At 66.4% G+C, this 18858-nt stretch carries 17 protein-coding genes; 12 read left to right on the forward strand and 5 right to left on the reverse strand.

Translation table 11 applies throughout. The features are described from left to right. Positions 1 to 518 precede the first annotated feature (518 nt). The 8 genes from AC1DYS_RS20685 (at position 519) to AC1DYS_RS20720 (ending at position 9590) form a co-directional block, all read left to right on the forward strand. Entirely contained in the window at positions 519 to 1232 is a 714-nt protein-coding gene (locus tag AC1DYS_RS20685) for an ABC transporter ATP-binding protein (protein ID WP_477902710.1), read from the forward strand. A gap of 91 nt (positions 1233 to 1323) precedes the next feature. Further along, the gene (locus AC1DYS_RS20690) at positions 1324 to 2271 is read left to right on the forward strand and encodes a PQQ-dependent catabolism-associated beta-propeller protein (protein ID WP_477902712.1); all 948 of its coding nucleotides are present in this window, start codon (positions 1324 to 1326) and stop codon (positions 2269 to 2271) included. 37 nt (positions 2272 to 2308) lie between these two features. Continuing rightward, positions 2309 to 3478, forward strand: coding sequence for an ABC transporter substrate-binding protein (locus tag AC1DYS_RS20695; RefSeq protein ID WP_477902593.1), 1170 nt, complete (start codon positions 2309 to 2311; stop codon positions 3476 to 3478). Continuing rightward, positions 3460 to 4356 carry an ABC transporter permease gene (locus AC1DYS_RS20700; protein WP_477902595.1) on the forward strand — a complete coding sequence of 299 codons (897 nt, stop codon included), beginning with the start codon at positions 3460 to 3462 and terminating at the stop codon, positions 4354 to 4356. The genes AC1DYS_RS20695 and AC1DYS_RS20700 overlap by 19 nt, the downstream gene beginning before the upstream one ends. Further along, positions 4353 to 5321: a tripartite tricarboxylate transporter substrate binding protein gene (locus tag AC1DYS_RS20705; protein ID WP_477902597.1), complete on the forward strand. Its 969-nt coding sequence runs from the start codon at positions 4353 to 4355 to the stop codon at positions 5319 to 5321. Before AC1DYS_RS20700 ends, AC1DYS_RS20705 begins: the two co-directional genes overlap by 4 nt. After that, positions 5308 to 6294: a sensor histidine kinase gene (locus AC1DYS_RS20710; protein WP_477902599.1), complete on the forward strand. Its 987-nt coding sequence runs from the start codon at positions 5308 to 5310 to the stop codon at positions 6292 to 6294. Before AC1DYS_RS20705 ends, AC1DYS_RS20710 begins: the two co-directional genes overlap by 14 nt. After that, on the forward strand, positions 6291 to 6932 hold the full coding sequence (locus AC1DYS_RS20715; protein WP_477902600.1) for a response regulator: 642 nt from the start codon (positions 6291 to 6293) through the stop codon (positions 6930 to 6932). Before AC1DYS_RS20710 ends, AC1DYS_RS20715 begins: the two co-directional genes overlap by 4 nt. A 330-nt stretch (positions 6933 to 7262) precedes the next feature. Next, positions 7263 to 9590 (forward strand): TonB-dependent receptor, encoded by a 2328-nt coding sequence (locus tag AC1DYS_RS20720; protein WP_477902602.1) that lies wholly within the window; start codon positions 7263 to 7265, stop codon positions 9588 to 9590. A 45-nt stretch (positions 9591 to 9635) separates the two neighbouring features. On the opposite strand, the gene cysC is transcribed toward AC1DYS_RS20720, so the two are convergent. The 5 genes from cysC to AC1DYS_RS20745 are packed head-to-tail and all read right to left on the reverse strand — an operon-like array spanning position 9636 to position 15146. Continuing rightward, the gene (cysC, locus tag AC1DYS_RS20725; protein WP_477902604.1) at positions 9636 to 10208 is read right to left on the reverse strand and encodes an adenylyl-sulfate kinase; all 573 of its coding nucleotides are present in this window, start codon (positions 10206 to 10208) and stop codon (positions 9636 to 9638) included. Further along, positions 10208 to 12193, reverse strand: coding sequence for a hybrid sensor histidine kinase/response regulator (locus AC1DYS_RS20730; RefSeq protein WP_477902606.1), 1986 nt, complete (start codon positions 12191 to 12193; stop codon positions 10208 to 10210). The genes cysC and AC1DYS_RS20730 overlap by 1 nt, the downstream gene beginning before the upstream one ends. Beyond that, the gene (locus tag AC1DYS_RS20735) at positions 12190 to 12645 is read right to left on the reverse strand and encodes a response regulator (RefSeq protein ID WP_047488421.1); all 456 of its coding nucleotides are present in this window, start codon (positions 12643 to 12645) and stop codon (positions 12190 to 12192) included. Before AC1DYS_RS20735 ends, AC1DYS_RS20730 begins: the two co-directional genes overlap by 4 nt. Beyond that, positions 12611 to 14092, reverse strand: coding sequence for a sensor histidine kinase (locus tag AC1DYS_RS20740; protein ID WP_477902608.1), 1482 nt, complete (start codon positions 14090 to 14092; stop codon positions 12611 to 12613). The genes AC1DYS_RS20735 and AC1DYS_RS20740 overlap by 35 nt, the downstream gene beginning before the upstream one ends. A 16-nt stretch (positions 14093 to 14108) precedes the next feature. Then, a complete protein-coding gene (locus AC1DYS_RS20745) occupies positions 14109 to 15146 on the reverse strand; it encodes an ABC transporter substrate-binding protein (protein WP_477902610.1) in 1038 nt (345 codons plus the stop codon). Positions 15147 to 15383: 237 nt separating this feature from the next. On the opposite strand from AC1DYS_RS20745, the gene AC1DYS_RS20750 reads away from it, so the two are divergent. From AC1DYS_RS20750 to AC1DYS_RS20765, 4 genes are all read left to right on the forward strand, one after another. Beyond that, the gene (locus AC1DYS_RS20750) at positions 15384 to 16256 is read left to right on the forward strand and encodes a sulfotransferase (RefSeq protein WP_477902612.1); all 873 of its coding nucleotides are present in this window, start codon (positions 15384 to 15386) and stop codon (positions 16254 to 16256) included. Next, positions 16253 to 16942, forward strand: a complete 690-nt coding sequence (locus AC1DYS_RS20755; protein ID WP_477902614.1) for a formylglycine-generating enzyme family protein — start codon at positions 16253 to 16255, stop codon at positions 16940 to 16942. The genes AC1DYS_RS20750 and AC1DYS_RS20755 overlap by 4 nt, the downstream gene beginning before the upstream one ends. After that, positions 16939 to 17625, forward strand: a complete 687-nt coding sequence (locus tag AC1DYS_RS20760; protein WP_477902616.1) for an HAD family hydrolase — start codon at positions 16939 to 16941, stop codon at positions 17623 to 17625. The genes AC1DYS_RS20755 and AC1DYS_RS20760 overlap by 4 nt, the downstream gene beginning before the upstream one ends. A 178-nt stretch (positions 17626 to 17803) precedes the next feature. Next, positions 17804 to 18826 carry an AAA family ATPase gene (locus tag AC1DYS_RS20765; RefSeq protein WP_477902618.1) on the forward strand — a complete coding sequence of 341 codons (1023 nt, stop codon included), beginning with the start codon at positions 17804 to 17806 and terminating at the stop codon, positions 18824 to 18826. The last annotated feature ends 32 nt before the right edge of the window (positions 18827 to 18858 follow it).

The raw sequence follows: 18858 nt of genomic DNA on the forward strand, positions 1-18858 counted from the left end.
CAGAGGGAGGCAGTGGTACATGCTCCACGCCGCGTGAGGCTCATCGAATGTTCGCTACACAACAAACTCCAGGGATCACCCTGAGAGGGAAAACCCACGTTTCGCTGGAAACGTGATGCGATCGGTGTGCCGTATTTGAACGAGCGGTGTGCCGTAATTGAACGGGCGCTGACACCTTGCGCCGAATTCGTGGCAACCACGTTCGGCACAGAGTGTTTCAGCGCCGCGCAGAGGCCGTGACGCAGATGGATCAAGCTCTTTTTTCATGCGAGAACAACCCGGGCCGTGCGCGGCCGAACGTCATGTCCGCTGCAGGAAAAGCAAGCGGGCAAGCCATGACGCGAGCCGCGATCGGCGTCACTGAAACTGCGGCGAGCTCGAGCGATTGCGGGCTCATCGACTCGTGCTGCCGTTCAACAGGCCCGCCTATTGCAATGCTCGATGTCGTTCCAACAACACGCCGTACCAAGGTTCCCGCCTTTGCCGACTTCATGACCATCGCGACCCGCTCTTCGACCATGCTGCGAACCACGGGCCTGACCAAGCGCTATGGCGAACGTGCGGCACTCAAGTCCTTGTCGCTGGAGTTGGGGGCGGGCCAGTTCGTCGCGCTGCTCGGGCCGAACGGCGCGGGCAAGTCCACCTTGTTCCAGCTGCTGACAGGGTTGTTCGCAGCCGATGAAGGCGAGGTCGAAGTGGCCGGTCATTCGCTGCGCCGCGCAGCAGCGTCGGCGCTGCGCCAGATCGGCGTCGTGTTCCAGCAGATCTCGCTCGATCTCGACCTCAGCATCCGCCGCAACCTCTTGTTCCAGGCCGATTTGCACGGCCTGCCGCGCCGCCTGGCGCGCGATCGCATCGATGCCGGCTGCGCACGTCTCGGCCTCGGCAACGAGCTCGACCGCAAGGTACGCGAGCTCTCGGGCGGCAACCGCCGCAAGGTCGAGCTCGTGCGTGCGGGCCTGCACCACCCCGCGGTGATGCTGATGGACGAAGCCACCGTGGGCCTGGACCCGAAGTCGCGCCAGGACCTGCTGGCCGCCTTGCGCGCCGACGTGCAGGAGCGCGGCGTGTGCGTGCTGTGGGCCACCCACTGGGTCGAAGAGGCCATGGCCGCCGACCGCGTGCTGGTGTTGCACAAGGGCGCGCTGCTGGCCGACGGGTCGCCGGCCGAAGTCACCCTCGCCCTCGGCGAGTCCACCCTTGAAGCCGGGTTCATCGCCCGCACGCAATGACATGACCTCTGCCATGAACCTCTCCCCCGTCGTTCCCGCGAAGGCGGGAATCCAGCATCGCCGCACGTCGTGGATTCCCGCCTTCGCGGGAATGACGGCGTGGGCCCTCGCCGCGCTTTGTGGGCCCGCCCACGCGCAAGGTACGGCCTATGTGTCGAGCGAGAAAGACGACGCGCTCACGATGATCGACCTGGCCACCTTGACAGTGAAGGGCACCGTGCCCACCTGCAAGCGTGGCCGGCACATCCAGCTCACGCCAGACCGCAAGATCATGGTGGCCTGCACCGACTCCAACGCGGCCGACCTGATCGACCCCGCCACCAGCAAGTCGCTGCGCCGCATTCCGCTGGGCGACGAGCCCGAGGCCTTCGACCTCTCTCCCGACGGCAAGACCATCTACGTGTCGAACGAAGACGAGGCCGAGACCAGCTTCATCGACGCGGCCACCGGCAAGACACTGCAGTCGATCAAGGTCGGCCAGGAGCCCGAAGGCGTGAAGGTCAGCGCCGACGGCAAGACGTTGTACGTGACGTCCGAGGTCGCGAGCCTCGTGCACGTGATCGACGTGGCCACGGCCAAGATCACGAAGAACGTGAAGGTCGGCAAGCGGCCGCGCCGCATGGCGATCACGCCCGATGGCAAGGAACTGTGGGTCACCAACGAACTCGATGCCAGCGTCAGCATCGTGGCCACCGCCACGCACACCGTCGTCGGCACGCTGAAGTTCGAAGTGAAGGGCGCCCGCGCGCAAGACATCACGCCGGTCGGCATCTTGATGACGCGCGACGGCAAGCGCGCCTTCGTGGCGCTGGGCAAGGCCAATCACGTGGCCTTCGTCGATGTGGCCTCGCGCAAGGTCAGCAACCTCGTGCTGGTGGGCAAGCGCGCGTGGAACGTGGCGCTCGACAAGGCCGAGGCCAAGCTCCTCGTCGTCAACGGCCTGAGCGACGACGTGACGGTGGTCGACGTGGCGGGCGCCAAGGCGATCAAGAGCATCCCGGTCGGCCGCGTGCCGTACGGCGTGGCGATCGTCGAATGATGCGCCCCGAAGAATGATGTTCCGCATGACGTTTTGCATGAGACATCGCCATGTCCTCCACGGGGTCACCCTGATGCTCTGCGCCGCCATCGCCCCGGTTGCCGCCGCAGCTACGCTCAAGGCCACCTTGATCGTGCCGGCCGATGACCCGCGCCTGGAACGCTCTCGGCTCGAGCGCGCCTACCTCGGCCACACCGGGGGCCCAGCGACCGACGGCCTGCAGGTGGCGCTCGACGAAGGCAAGTTCGAGCTCGAGGCGGCCGGCGCCGCCGTGACGCTCAGCGTGGTGAACGCCGCCACGCCCGAGGCCGCGCGCGCCGCAGCGCAGGCCGCCGAAAAGGCGGGCGCTGCCGTGCTGCTCACCGACCTCGGCACCGACGCCGCACTGGCCGTGGCCGACGCGGTGAAGCTGCCTGTGCTCAACCTCGGCGACAGCGCCGATCGCCTGCGCCAGCAAGACTGCCGGCCGCGCCTCTTTCACCTGATCCCGAGCGAGCGCATGCGTGCCGACGCGCTGGCGCAGACGCTGGTGTCACGTAAATGGAGCAAGTTGTTGATGCTGGTGGGCAGCAGCCCGCAAGACCAGCTTCGCGCCGTCACCGCGCAGGCCTCGATCAAGCGCTATGGCCTGCAGGTCGTAGCCACCAAGCCGTTCAAGCTCTCCGCCGACCCGCGCGAGCGCGACCTTGCCAACCCCTTGCTGCTGACCGCCGGTGCCACCTACGACGCGGTGTGGGTGGTCGACAGCGACGGCGAGTTCGCGCGCAGCCTGCCCTACCGCATCGTGCTGCCGCGGCCGGTGGTCGGTGATGGCGGATTGGTGGCGCTGGCCTGGCATGCGCAGTTCGAACGCTATGGCGCGCCGCAGGTGTCGCGCCGTTTCGCCAAAGCGACCAAGCGCCCGATGACCGACCACGACTGGGCCGCGTGGATGGGCGGCAAGGCCTTGATCGCCATCGCCACCAGTGAGCCCAAAGGGCCGAACGCCGCGTGGGCGCAGGCGGTGGCCAAGACGCCGGTCGACGGCTCCAAGGGCGGGAATCTGAGCTTTCGCCCGTGGGACGGGCAGCTGCGCCAGCCGATGCTGCTCACCGATGGGCAAGGCGTGATCTCGCAGGCGCCGATCGAAGGCTTGCTGCACCCGACTGATGTGCTCGATACCTTGGGTGCCGACGCCCCGGAGAAGTTATGCAAAGCGACGCGGTGAAACCCGTGGCCCCTTCTGCGGCCGCTGTCGTAGCCGAGCCGGCCGCGCGCCGCGGCATCGCACATGCCCTGCAAGCACTGCAAGCCATCGTCGCGCGCGAGCTGTTCAAGTTCTCTCAACAGACCGGCCGGCTCGTCTCCGCGCTTGTACGGCCATTGCTGTGGCTCGCGGTGTTCGCTGCGGGCTTCCGCAACGTGTTCGGCGTGGCCATCGTCGAGCCCTACGACACCTACATCCCCTACGACGTCTACATAGCACCGGGCCTCATCGGCATGGTGCTGCTGTTCAACGGCATGCAGTCATCGCTGGCGATGGTCTACGACCGCGAGATGGGCCTGATGCGCCTGCTGCTCACGGCGCCGCTGCCGCGCTCGTGGCTGCTCTTCAGCAAGCTGTGCGCGACCGCGCTGCTCTCGGTGCTGCAGGCGCTGGCCTTCGTGGTGGTGGCGATGCTGCTCGGCACCGACCTGCCGCTCTTCTCATGGGCCGGCCTGCATGCCTTGCTCGCGCTGGTGTGCGGCGCGCTGATGCTGGGCGCGCTGGGCCTGCTGCTGTCGGTGCACATCAAGCAGCTCGAGAACTTCGCCGGCACGATGAACTTCGTCATCTTCCCGATGTACTTCCTGTCGACCGCGCTCTACCCGCTGTGGAAGTTGCAGGAGTCGGGCGCCGAGTGGGTGTACCAGGCGGCGCGCTTCAACCCCTTCACGCATGCAGTGGAGTGGATTCGCTTTGCGCTCTACGGCAAGGATCCGGGCGCCGCGCCCTGGGTGGTGCTGGGTTGCCTGGTGGTGTTCTTCGTGGTGGCGTGCTGGGGCTACGACCCACAGCGTGGCTTCGGCGGCCTGGCAAAGCGCGGCCCGGGGGGCGCGCCATGACCGCCCGCCGCCACTTTCTCGGCGCCACCGCCGCGCTCGGCGCGTGGCCCTTGCTGGCCCGCGCGCAAAACCCGTATCCCTCGCGCCCGATCACGATGTGGATTCCCTGGCCGGCCGGCGGTGCGACCGACATCTCGCTGCGCCTGCTGTCCGAGCTGGCATCGCGCCACCTGGGCCAGCGCGTGATCACCGAGAACCGCGGTGGCGCCGGCGGCACGATGGTCATGCCCATCCTGCAGCAGGCCGAGCCCGACGGCTACACCATCGCGCAGCTGCCGCAGCCGATCTTTCGCTTGGTGCACACGCAGAAGGTCTTGTGGGACCCGATCCGTGACGTGACGCCGATCATTCAGGTCTCGGGCGTCACCTTCGGTGTGCTTGTCAGCGCGGGCAGCAAGTTCCGCAAGCTCGAAGACCTGTTCACCTACGCCCGCGAGAACCCCGGCCGACTGAGCATTGCGACCAATGGCGTGGGCACCACGCCGCACGTGGTGCTCGAAGACCTGTTCACAGCGCGCGGCCTCAAGTACATCCACGTGCCATACAAGGGCACCTCGGAGCAGCTGATCGCCATCGAGTCGGGCCAGGTCATGGCGGGCGTCAACTCCACCGGCTTCGGACCGGCGGTCGACTCGGGCCAGCTGCGCCTGCTCGTCACCTTTGCGGCGCAGCGCTCCAAGCGCTGGTCTCATGTGCCGACGCTGCGCGAGCTGGGCTACGACATCGTGGCCAACTCGCCCTACGGCCTGGGCGGTCCACGCGGCCTGCCCACCGAGATCGTGACGGTGCTGCACGACGCGTTCAAGAAAGCCATCTTCGACCCACAGTTCATCCAGGAGCTGACCAAGTACGACCAGGAGATCGACTACCTCGGCGCGGCCGACTACGCTGAGGTCTGCCGCCAGCAGTTCATCAAGGAGGGGCTCATCGTCGACCGCATGGGCCTGTCTCGTGGCGGCACCTGAGCGGCATCTGCTTTTGCGGGCAAGGCGCTGGCGCTCGCTGCGCGACATCGGTGTCGTCGTGCTCGCCACGCTGGCGAGCTATGGCTTCGCGTCCTTCTTCGAGCTGGGCGAACGTGTGCAACGCTGGCTCGCGCCCTACGAACATTGGCAGGCCGACGAGCTGCCTTCGAGCCTCACGGTGCTGGCCTGCGGCCTGGCGTGGTACGCACTGCGTCGCGCGCAAGATGCTCGCGCCCAGCTCAGCCTGCGCGAACAGGCCGAGGCCCAGGCGCGCGAGCTGTTGATGCACAACCGCGAACTGGCGCGCCAGCTCATCGCCGTTCAGGAGAGCGAACGCCTGGCACTCGCCCGCGAGCTGCACGACGAACTCGGCCAGGGCTGCGCGGCCGTGCGTGCCGAGACTGCCTGCATCCGCTTGTGCGGCGCTGCCGATCGCGCGGCCACGCTGGCCTCCGTCGAGCGCGCCGACCACGCCGCGCAGCAGCTCTATCAAACGGTGCGCGGCATGCTGCGCCGCTTGCGCCCGGCCAATCTCGACGAGCTGGGCCTCATCGCCGCGCTGCAGGAGCTGTGCGAGTCGTGGGAAGAGCGCAGCGGCGTGCCGTGCATCTTTCACCACGAGGCCTTGCCCGACGAGCTTGGCGACGCCGTCGACATCGCGCTCTACCGCGTGACGCAAGAGGCGCTGACCAACGTGATGCGCCATGCGCGCGCGAGCGCCGTGCACGTGAAGCTCGGCCGCAGCGCGCAGGGAGAGCTGCAGCTCAGCATCGAAGACGATGGCCAGGGCATGGACCTCGCTGCCGCTACGCGTGGCCTCGGCCTGCTCGGTGCCACCGAGCGCGCGGCGGCCCTCGGCGGTGAGCTGGAGGTCAACGCGTCTCCAGGCGCTGGCGTGCGGCTCACGCTGCGTGTGCCGATGCTGGCTGCGGCACGTGTGCCGGCCACGTTGCCCGACAAGGAACTCGCATGATCCGCGTGCTGCTGGCCGACGACCATCCGGTGGTGCGCAGCGGCTACCTGCGCCTGCTCGACCAGGCCGGCGACATCCAGGTGATCGCCGAGGCCGGCGATGCCGATGCGGCCTATGCGGCATTCACCACACACCAGCCCGGCGTGGTGGTCACCGACCTCGCGATGCCCGCGGGCGGCGGCCTGGAACTGCTGCGCCGCGTGCTGCTGCGTAATGCGCAGGCGCGCGTGCTGGTCTTCAGCATGCACGATGCGCCGGTGCTGGTGCGGCGCGCCTTGCAGGCCGGCGCGAGTGGCTTTCTTACCAAGGCCAGCCCGCCCGAATGCCTGGTCGACGCGGTGCGCGAGCTGCATGCCGGCCGCCGATACCTGGGTCGCGAGCTGTCGCCCACGGTGCTCCAGCGCAACCCGCACGACGAGGCCGAGCGGCTCGCCGAACTGAGCGCGCGCGAGTTCGAGGTCTTCCGCCTGCTCGCGCAGGGCCACTCGGCTGGCGAATGCGCCGAGGCGCTGAAGCTCAGCCCCAAGACCATTGCCAACGTGCAGACGGCGATCAAGGAAAAGCTCGGCGTGGGCACCTCCGCTGCACTCGTGCACCTGGCCATTCGCCACCAAGTCATCAGCACTGCGGGTGTTTGATTCGGCCCTGCCGTTGGCTACGAAGACAGGACGCAAAGGTCGCAAAGAAAGCCTTTCCTGATTCGTGACGTACCTCAGGGCGAACGGAGCTGGGGCAACTGAGGTAAGCAAGAAGCCTTTTTGCTCTTCCTTGGCGATCTTTGCGTCTTTCTTCGCGGCCTTTGCGTCCAAAACGATCTCGGCGAATCTCCAACCCGCGCCAAGCGTTAACACCAAGCCCCGCCGGGAAGTTTTCCCTGTGCGGCACACCGATCGCTTGTTACCGTGGCGTCACCCCCTTCCCAGACGACTCCCACAACTCGAAGACAAGGACAACACCGGAGACTTCGAATGACCCATCCCCGTCGGCCGCACTGGCGCCATCACCCGCTCGCGAGCGCATCGCTGCTGGCCGTGGCGGCGTTCGCGCCCAGCGCCCACGCGCAATCGGCCCCTACAACGGACGCCGTGGCGGCCACCGCCGTGCTGCCGCTGGTCGAGATCGTGACGACCACGCCCATACCTGGCACCGGCGTGCCCAGGGACCAGATTCCGTCCAACGTGCAGACCGCCAACGACCAGCGGCTGCGCCGGCTGCAAAGCCTGAACATGCCCGAGTTCATGCGCTCGCAGCTGCCCAGCGTCAACGTCAACGAGGTGCAGGGCAACCCGTACCAGATGGACGTGAACTACCGCGGCTTCACCGCGAGCCCACTGCTCGGCACGCCGCAGGGCCTGTCGGTGTTTCTCGACGGCGTGCGCGTCAACGAGCCTTTCGGCGACATCGTCAACTGGGACCTGCTGCCGCGCGCCGCGCTCGCCAACATCACGCTGCTGCCAGGCTCCAACCCGCTGTTCGGCCTGAACACCCTGGGCGGTGCGCTCTCGCTGCAGACCAAGAGCGGCGACACGCACCCCGGCACCGAGGTCGAAGTGGAGGGCGGCTCCTTCGGCCGCATCAGCACGGAGCTGACGCATGGCCGCAAGCTTGGCGAAACCGGCCACCTCTTCATGGCCTTCAGTGCGCTCAACGAAGACGGCTGGCGCGACGCGTCGCCCTCGCGCGTGCGGCAGCTCTTTCTGAAAGGCGGCCAACGCACGTCCGACTTCTCATGGGACCTGAGCCTCGGCCATGCCGACAACGAGCTGGTCGGCAACGGGCCGCTGCCCGAGTCGATGCTGGCCCAGCGGCGCGAGCAGATCTACACCCGCCCCGACATCACCGACAACGAGTCGACCCTGCTCACGCTCAACACCACCGCCCGCCTGAATGATCGATGGGAGATGGCCGCCACCGCGTATGCCCGTCGCAACCGCGCGTCCACGCTCAACGGCGACCTGAACGACGACTACGATCCGCCGGCCGTCGAAGAGGCAGGCGTCGAGAACCGCACCCACACCCGCACGAACAGCGAAGGCCTGGCGCTGCAGGCCACGTGGAATGCGCAGCCGCACCGGGTGACCTTTGGTGTGTCGCACGACCGATCGCGCAACCACTTCATGCAGACCGAGGCCGAGGGCGATCTCGACGCGAGCCGTGCCGTGATCCCGACCGAAGAGGCCGAGGTCAACGCGCAGATCGCCGGCCACAGCCGCACCAGCAGCATCTACTTCTCCGATCTGTTTGCGCTTCGGCCCAACCTGCAGCTCACCGTCTCGGGCCGCTACAACGACACCCGCGTCAGCACGGTCGATGAGGGCCGCATCAATCTCGGCCTGCCCACCAACCTCGACAGCGAGGGCCGCTACCGCAAGTTCAACCCCGCGGTCGGCGCCACCTGGCAGGTGACACCGAGCTTCACCGCCTATGGCAGCTGGAGCCAGGGCAACCGCGCACCGAGCCCGATCGAACTCGGCTGCTCCGACCCCGCCAACGCCTGCGTGCTGCCCAACGCGCTGCAGTCCGACCCGCCGCTGAAGCAGGTCGTCTCGCGCACGCTCGAAGCCGGCGTGCGCGGCACGGTGGCGCAGAGCCTGCGCTGGAACGCGTCGGTCTTCCGCACCGTCAACCAGGACGACCTGCTCTTCATCAGCAACGGTCTCGCTGCCGGCTACTTCAGCAACTTCGGGCGCACGGTGCGGCAAGGACTGGAACTCAGCCTGTCGCAACAGAATGGCCCGTGGAACTGGGCGGTGTCGTACAGCTACCTGCGCGCCACCTTCGACTCGTCGGCCTGCCTGGTCTCCGAATCGAACAGCACGGCCGAGACCAGCCCCAATTGCACCGGCGACGACGAGATCGAGGTGAAGAAGGGCAACCGCCTTCCGAGCCTGCCGGCCCACACGCTCAAGCTGAGTTTCGACGTGCAAGCCACACCCACCTGGAACGTCGGCGCGCAGGTGAGGGCGCAGTCGAAGCAGTACCTGCGCGGCAACGAGAACAACGCGCACCAGGCCGATGGGGTCGACTTCTTCGGCAGCGGCACCAGCGGCGGCTTCGCCTTGCTCGACCTCACCACCAGCTGGAAGTTGCGGCCGGGTTGGGAAGTGTTCGGCAAGGTGACGAACGTGTTCGATCGCCAGTACACAACAGGCGGCCTGCTCGGCACCAACGCCTTCGATGCGAGCGGTGCGCTGCAGGCGCCCGCCGATTGGCGGCAGTCGCAGTTCGTGGCGCCGGGTGCACCGCGGGCAGGGTGGGTGGGCCTGCGGGTGACGTTCGGCGGGGCCGAGATCTAAGGCGAGGCTGAATAAGTCTCCGCGAGGCACTTGTTCGGCGTTGCCCTAACTCGGCAGGAATCCGGCGGCGGCCAACCCGCTGAGCAAGGCCTCGGCGGCTTCGCTCGGCGTTGAATGTGCCGAGTCGATGCGCAGGTCTGCGTGCAATGGCCGCTCGTAAGACGAATCGATGCCGGTGAATCCACGGATCTCGCCACGCCGTGCGCGCTTGTACAGGCCCTTCGGGTCACGCGCTTCGCACACTGACAGCGGCGCGTCGATGAACACCTCGAGGAACTCCCCGTCCGCAAAGCGCGCTCGGGCGGCATTGCGCTCGGCCGCAAACGGTGCGATCAGTGCGCTGATGACCACCAGGCCGGCATCCACCATCAGCCGGGCGACCTCGGTGGCTCGCCGCATGTTCTCGACCCTGTCGGCGTCGCTGAACCCGAGGTCCTTGCACAAGCCGGTTCGCAACTCGTCGCCGTCGAGCAGGTAGGTCCGGATGCCCGATTCGTGAAGCCGTTGCTCGACCGCCATGGCCAGCGTCGACTTGCCGGCACCGGACAGGCCGGTGAGGTAGATCAGGCCGGGTCGATGCGCGTTCAATGCCTCGCGCTGCGCTCTGCTGACTCGCATCAGGGGTTCTCGTCGGGCTTGGCTGCGGAGCCTCGGGCGGTAGCCAGCGTGCTCCCGAGCAGGTCGGCCAGCTCCTCGAAGGTGTTCTGCTTCTCGAGCAGGCCCAGCACCCCGGCTTCGCGCGCCAGCCGACGCAGCTCTTCGGTGATGTAGCCCGAGCTGATCACGACCGGAAGCTCGGGCCGGATGCTCGACACTTCGCGCGCCACGTCGAGGCCGGAGAAGTCCGGCATGTTGAAGTCGGTGACGACGCAATCGAAGCTTTGCGGAGCGTCGCGCACCGCGGTGATGGCTTGCAGCGCATCCCCGAAGCTGCTGACCCGGTAGCCCGCCCGCTGCAGCAGGCTTTCGACCATGACCACCATGGTCTCGTCGTCATCGACATAGAGCACGTGCTCGCCATGGCCGTGCAGGTGTTCCGTCGCCGGCGCTTGAGTCTCGGATTCCGCCTGCTCGACTTCGACGGCGGGCAGATAGAGATGGAAGGTGCTGCCCCGGCCCGGATCGCTCTCGACGTGGATCGCGCCATGGTGCGCCGCCACGATGCCGTGCACGACCGACAGGCCGAGCCCGGTTCCCTGGCCGACCGGCTTGGTCGTGAAGAAAGGCTCGAAGATGCGTTCGCGCGTGACGGCGTTCATGCCGGTTCCGTCGTCGCTGACCCACAGGTGGGCAAAGCGGCCCGCCGGCAGGTCCAGCTCAGGCACTCCGGTGGGCTGGGCCGCACCGACGACCACGCAACCCAGACCGATGCGGATGTGCCCGGCTCCGTCCTTCAAGGCATGCCATGCGTTGGTGCCCAGGTTCATCAGCACCTGCTGGATCTGCGTGGCATCGGCGTGCACGCTCGGCGCATCGTCCGCTGTGGTCAGCGTGAGTTCGACGCGGGTGGGCAAGGTGGCGCGCAGCAGCTTGCAGGTCTCTTCGACGATCGGCCGCAGCGATTGGGTCAGCAGCTCCTGAGGCTCTCTTCGGCTGAAGGTCAGGATCTGGCGCACCAGGGTGCGGGCGCGCGAACTCGCCTTGTGGATCTCGTCCAGGTACGGGAGCGCGGCGTGGTCGGCGCCGACCTGTTCCTTGGCAAATGCCACGTTGCCGAGGATGCCGCCCAGGATGTTGTTGAAGTCGTGCGCGATGCCGCCGGCCAGCGTGCCGACCGACTCCATCTTCTGCACCTGCCGCAGCTGCGTCTCGAACTTGTGCATGTCCGCCTCGGCCTCCTTGCGGTCGCTGATGTCGGTGATGGCAACGCGCACTGGTGAGTCGCCGTCTGCGGTCGCGCACGTGCAATCGAGGTGGGCGTGGAAGCGCACGCCGTCGGCTCGCTGCAGCGCCAGTTCGACCCGGCGCGCGTCGGCGCCGTGCAGCAGGTCGAGAAAGTGCTGAGCCCAGCGGTCGGCGTCTTCGGCCGTCACGAAACGCGAGAAGCGGTCTGCCAGCAGGCGCTCGCGCGTGTCGCCGAGCAGGTCGGCACCGGTCAGGTTGATCTGCGAGATCGAACCATCGGCCGACACGCTCAGGTAGCCGACGGGCGCGAAGTCATACAGGTCCACATAACGATCGCGGGAGACCTCCAGGTCGATCTGCGCCTGGCGGTGCTGTGCCCGGATCACCGCCTGCCCCAGCTCGCGCTCGAGTGCCGGCGCCAGCCGGGCGAGGTTCTGCTTCATCACGTAGTCGCTGGCGCCGGCTTTCATGGCCTCCACCGCGGTCTCTTCGCCGATGGTGCCCGAGACGAAGATGAAGGGAATGTCGAGGCCGGAATCGCGAAAGATCTGCAGGGCTTCGACGCCGCTGAAACTCGGCAGGCGAAAGTCGGACAGCACGGCGTCCCAGGGTTCCTCGCGGATGGCGGCCTTCAGGCTGGGCGCATCTTGAACGCGCCGCCAGGTCGGCGCGAAGCCAGCCTGGCGCAGCACGCGCAATGCCAGCCGGGCGTCGTCCTCCGAATCCTCGACCAGCAACAACTGGATCGGCTTGTTCACTGCGGCGCGCTCTTGGGAGGTATCTCGTTCATCATCAGCCAGTAGATGCCCAGCACCTTGACTGCTTCGAGGAACTCGGCGAAATCCACCGGCTTGCGCACGTAGCTGTTCGCGCCCAGCGCGTAGCCGGAGATGAGGTCCTGTTCCTCCTTCGACGAGGTGAGGATCACGACCGGCAGGTACTGCGTGCGCGGATCGGCGCGAATGGCCTTGAGCACGCCCAGCCCGTCGAGCTTGGGCAGCTTCAGGTCGAGGATGACGATCGTGGGCAGCGGGGCCGATGCCCGGTCGGCGTGAGCGCCGCGTGCGAAGAGGAAATCCAGCGCCTCGATGCCGTCGCGCGCCACCTCGATCGGGTTCATCAGGTGGCTGCGCTTGAAGGCCCGCAAGGTCAGCACGACATCGTCCTGATTGTCTTCAACCAGCAAGATGACCTTGTTGGGTTCGCTCATGGATTGGCTCCTTCAAGTTGAAGTAAAACGTGGCCCCCTGGCCCGGTTTGGCACGCACCCAGATTCGGCCATCGTGCCGGCGAAAAATGCGTTGCACGATGGCCAGCCCGATCCCGGTGCCGGAGAACTCGCTCTCGTGATGCAGGCGTTGAAAGGCGCCAAACAACCGGTCTGCGTAGGTCATGTCGAAGCCCACGCCGTTGTCGGCGACAAAGCAGTTGCGTGAGCCGTCCTCTTCGACCGTGCCGACTTGAATGACAGCCTGTTCTGTCTTGCCGGTGAACTTCCAGGCGTTTTCCAGCAGGTTCTGCATGGCAATGACCATCAGTGGCTTGTCGGCTTGCACCGTCATGCCGTCTTCGATCACCCATTGAACCGACCGCTGCGGGTGCTGCAGCTTCAGTGATTCGGCGATCTCGTGCGCGATCGCGCTCAGGTTGACCGCACGGATCGACAGCTCGGTACGGGTCACACGCGATAGGCCGAGCAACTCATCGATCAACCGGCCCATGCGCTGGCTGGCCGCACGGATGCGGTTCAGCGAATCGCGAGCGTCGTCGTCGAGCTTGTCGCCGTAGTCTTCGAGCAGCGCAAGCGAGAAGCCGTCCATGCTGCGCAAGGGCGCGCGCAGGTCGTGCGAGACCGAGTAGCTGAAGGCCTCGATCTCCTTGTTCAACGCGGCCAGTTCTTCATTCTTGTGCTCGATCTGCGCGAAGGAGTCGCGCAGGGCCTGCGTCATGGCGTTGAAGTTGCGAGACATCTCGCCGATCTCGTCGCGCCGGTCGGCAACCAGTTCGAAGCTCCAGTTGCCGGCCGCCACCTCGCGGGTGGCTTGTTGCAGCCGGCCGATCGGCGCCAGCACGTGGTGCCCGATCAGCCATGCAATGCCGGCGATCGTGATCGCGATCAGCGCCAGCCCGATCGCGATCACGACGACGACCCGTTGTTGCGCCGCATTGATGCGCTGGCTCGAGTAGTCGGTCAGGCGTAAGGCCGCGGTCAGGCTTTCCTGTTGCAGCACCAGCAAACGCCCTGACAGCTGGGCCTCGAACCGCTTCGTGGTTTCCGCGTCGTATGTGGTCGCGCCGGGGGCTGACGAACTGGCGAGAAATTCCTCGAAGATCCGATGAGCCGCCGCAGTGTGTTCACGCAGGTCGGCGAGCACCTCGGCCGCTTCATGGCTCGAGAACGGCGCGTTCGCGAGCAGGCGGTCGAGGCGCGCAGATGCCTCCCGCTCCTGCACCTGAGCGCGGTCGGAGCGATGCAGGATGTACTCGAAGGTCACCAGCCGCAGATCGTTCAGTGCCCGTGCGATCTCCGCCGTCTGCCGACGCTGGTGGTCTGCGTCATGGACCTCGATGTTCGCCCACCCGATCGCCGCCGAGATCAACGCAATGGTGCCGAGCGCCGTTGCGGCAGCAAGCCAGCCCTTGGTGCGGATGTTCATGTGCGTCCACTCAATGTCAATGCACCACCGTCACACGTTCGGCCTTGACGTCCAGCAAGGCATCAAGATACAGGTTGGGAAGGAAGTTGGGCACCGCGCCCTTCGGCGCATAGCCGCGGGCCATCGCCCAGCGGGCTTCGTCTTCGATGGCGATCAATTGGGATTGCAGCAGCTCGACCTTGAAGTCGAGATCGGGCCAGCCGGTTTGCAAGGCCTTGGCGTCGATCTTGAGGCGTTCTGCGACAAGGGCCATCGCTTGTTGGGGTTTGTCGCGGCTGAACGCCTCGGCTTTCATCAGGGCGCGCACGAGCCGGCTCATCGCGGGCCGGTGCGCCTGCAGAAAGTCATGTCGCGCCACCACGACATGGGTGACCGCGTAGGCGTCGGCTCCGATGAACGAAACCGCGTTGGCACCCAGCGCCGTTTCGGCGCCGAAGCGGATCGGCTGCCAGGTCGATACGGCGTCGATCGCGCCGCGAGCCAGCTCCTTGGCCATCTGCCCAGGCGCCAGCTCGACGAACGTGATGGCGTCGGGTTGGATGCGGTGGCGGATCAGGAAGGCCCACAAGAAGTAGTCGCCACTGGTGCCCAGGGTCACGCCGACTTTCTTTCCCACCAGGTCCTGCACGCCCACGATGTTCCGGTCACGCCGCGCCACGATCGCCATCTCGGAAGAGACGCTGACCATGGTGGCAGCGACCGAGAAAGGTTCGCCGTTCAGCACGGCGATGACAAAAGGAACCTCGGCCGCGGCAGCCACGTCGACCTTGCGCTGCGCGAGCAAGTCCATGGCCGCCTTGCCGTGGCTCACCGGCACCAGGGTCGCATCGAGCCCTTCTTCGGCAAACAAGCCTTGTGCGGCAGCCAGGTGAAGCAATGCGGCATGAGGCGTTGAAGACACCGCGATGCTGATCTTCTCGAGTGGCACCGCCACGGCGCCGGCGCGGTTGGCATAACCCCACACCAACGCGGCCACGACCAGCAGCGCTACCACGGCAACGCCCAGGGCCGCGCGATAGCGTCCCGTCTTGCCGGCCGGTGCCAGAAGATTCATTTGTTCTTCTCCCTCGTACCGAGGTGGGCCAGGCGCACATGCTCCGCACCTGGGGACGCATCATGTGCGCGTCCGCCTCAATCCGTGACGCAAGCGTACGAGTGCCAAGCGCCTCTGGCAAGCGATGGATTCGGAGCTGAACAAGTGTGCAGAACAATCCCCTACTGGCGTCTTGGCTAAGTGGTGCCGCGCTGGCTTGCGCCTATGCTGCCGTGCGCAAGGAGGGTGGAACATTCGATGGAGTCGACCGACGTTCGGGCCCCGTTCTTGATCATGGCCCACCATCGATCCGGGTCGAACTTTCTGCACGATCTCCTGCAGGCGCATCCGGCGATCGAATGCATCAACGAGCCGCTCTCGATGCACACGCGGTTCTTCCGCCATTGCGACCTCGTGCAATGGTCCGACGCCGAATTCGACCCGCGCGTGCTTCACGTGGCGCTGGCCAAGCATCCGGGTCTTCGTGCTTACCTCGACGAACTCAAGGCCTACCTGCTCGAATCGAGCCGCACCCGCGTGGTCGGTTTCAAGGAGACGGCGCTGTTTGGAAAACTCGCGTGGCTGAAGGAGTTCATTCCTACGCTGAAGGTCATCTTCCTGACCCGCGAACCTCATGCGATCGTGTCCTCGGTCTTGCGCTGTGAGCTCGCCGATTTCTGGCGCTACCGCGATCTGGTGCCGCGCTTGTTCCAGGAGATCTGGCCCAACTACAGCGGCCGCCTCGACGACCCTGACCCGCAGGTGCGAGCCGCCGAGATCGCCGCGATGAGCGTCGTCGCGCGGTACGAGCTGGCCCGGCGCAGCCTGCACCTGTTCGACCACTGCGTGGTGTCGCTCGACGCGTTGATGCACACGCCAGAAGCTCCGCTGCGATCGATCACGGACCTCCTTCAGATCGACCCGCATGCGGACCAGTCTTCATTCCTGGCCGAGCGGCAGATCACCAGTCGTGGCGGCGCGTTTTCTTCGTTTCGGGCACCGGCCGAGGTGAGCGGCAATTGGCGGCGGCATCTGAATGACCGCCAGGTCGAAGCGATCGATGGGGTGCTGCGCGCGGCGCAGGGCGCCCCGGCGGATGCTGCGTTGGCAACAGAGCCGGGAGTCGCATGACATCTCCAAGCGTTCAGCAATACGTCGACGAGGCGGTGCGTTTCGTGCCTGATCGCGCCCGCCTGCACGACGCCCGGCCGATCAGGGTTGCTCGCAACCTGCTGACCTGCCGCATCGCGGTCGACATCTTGAACGAACTCGGTGTGCCGGGTGAGTCAGAAACCAGTTACCGCTACATCAACGTGCACAACCCTCGTTGCCCGCTGAGCTTCGACGAAAGCGGCCCGGGTTGGGGCTGCGTCGATGCCATCGCGGAGCACCCGGTCTGGGGCATCAACTGGGCAGGGGCCGCGCTCATGTGTAGCCACCTCGGTGCGCGGCTCCCGAGGGTCGGCGAGTGGGAGTGCCTGGCGTCGAACAACGACCCGGCAAGAATCTATCCGTGGGGTGATGCCGCCCCGGACCACACATTGGCCAACTATGACGAGYACTACGGCGGAACCAGCCCGGTCGGTCGCTTTGCGCCGTCCGACCTCGGGCTGTACGACCTCGCCGGCAACCTCAGCGAATGGTGCGCGGACCGCCCGTCTGGCCCGGGTGGGTCGTTCGAGCGAATCGTCAAGGGCGGCGCCTGGAGCAAGCATGCCGGCTACCTCGCGATCGGCTCCAGCCGCGGCAAATGGGAGCGGCTGGGCACGACGACGATCGGGCTGCGCCCGGTGTGGGACGACGGGACGTTGACGTGAAGCTCATCATCTTCGACCTCGACGACACCTTGGTCGACTTCGCGACGACGCGCCAGACGGCCTACCGCGAGATGTCTCTGTTTCTCGATGGCGAGGGCATCGACTCGAATGCATTCATCCGTGCCTGTACCGAGGTAGACAGACCCCTGTTCTCGTTGTTCGAACAAGGCCATCTGACGCGGCAGGAGTATCGGCTCAGGCGATTCTCGGACCCGTTCGGCGTGCTCGGCATGGAGCCACTGGAACACCTCGTGCTGCATCTCAACAAGCTGTTCATGGACTGCGTCAACGACAGGCCGCAGCTGTTCGACGACGTGAGGCCCGTGCTGGCGTCACTGCGCCAGCGAGGCGTTGCGACGGCAATCCTCACCAACGGGCCGGCCGATGGCCAGCGCCGCAAGCTCAAGGCCACCGGGCTCGACCAGGAGGTCGATCATGTCCAGATCGGCGAAGAGGTCGGCGTCAGCAAGCCGCTCGCGCTGGCGTTCCACAAGGTGGTCGAGCGGTTTTCAGTGGCAGCTGCCGACACCCTGATGGTGGGCGATTCGGCCGAACTGGACTATGACGCAGCCCGGGAGGCCGGGTTGACCGCCTTGCTGCTGGACCGCGGGTCGCGCCATCTGGGAGGCCACCGCAACCTGATCCGCAGCTTGGACGAACTGCTGCCTTCCTTGAAGCCTTGATCCAGGGCCTTTCACTCGCGCCTCGCGAGTTTGGGTTTTCCCGCAGCCTCAGGGCTTGTCTCTTGCTTGAACAAGCTCGCGCAGGCCACTTCGCCCAGCCCGTCTCACGGCTGACGCAGACTGTTCCGCGCTCGACGCGGGCGCTTCGTTCTGCGCGAACCCTAGGAGACATGGCTGCATGGACCGAAACGACGCGCTGCTGAGTGACTGGCGCGAACGCGCGCTGGCCCTGGAGGCCGAGGTGGGCAAGGCGGTGATCGGCCAGACGCGGGTGATCCGGCTCATCAACATGGCCGTGTTCGCGCGCGGCCACGTGCTGCTGCAGGGTGACGTGGGCGTCGGCAAGACCACGCTGCTGCGCGCCTTTGCGCAGGTGCTGGGCGGCGACTTCGCGCGCACCGAGGGCACCATCGACCTGATGCCCAACGACCTCATCTACTACACCTACATCAGCGCCGAGGGGCGGCCGGCGGTGGAGCAGGGGCCGTTGATCCGCCATGGCGAAGACCTGGCCATCTTCTTCTTCAACGAGATCAACCGTGCGCGCCCGCAGGTGCACTCGCTGCTGCTGCGGGTGATGGCCGAGCGCAGCGTGTCGGCCTTCAACCGCGAGTTCCGCTTTCCGCACCTGATCGTGTTTGCCGACCGCAACCGCGTCGAACGCGAAGAGACCTTCGAGATCTCGTCGGCCGCGCGCGACCGATTCATGATGGAGATCACCATCGACTCGCCCGCAAGCGACGAAGACCGCCGCGAGCTCATGTTCAACCCGCGCTACCACGACACCGACCGGCTGATGGAAGAGCTGGCACCGGCGATGGTGAATTACCAGGCGCTGAACGAGGTGGCCGAGGTGATCCAGCGCAGCGTGCAGGCCTCGCAGGCGCTGCAGAACTACGCGCTCGGCCTGTGGCGGGCAACCGCGGTGCCGGCCGACTACGGTGTCAAGCTCTCAGGGCTCGACACCGCGCAGCTGATGCTCGCCGGTGCCAGCCCGCGCGGCATGAGCTACCTGCTGCGCGCGGCGCGCGTGGCGGCGTGGCTCGAAGGCCGCAACTTCGTCACCCCTGAAGACGTGCAGTCGGTGTTCGTCGAGACCATCGCGCACCGGCTGTGCTACCAGCCGGTGTACGAGATGCGGCGGCAGGAGATCTCCGGCCCGCTGATGGGCGGCATCTTGAGCAGCGTGGCTGCGCCCTGACTCATGTTGGTTGAACGGCTTCCTTCGAGCCC

The sequence above is a fragment of the Rhizobacter sp. P2_G4 genome (assembly GCF_056403575.1).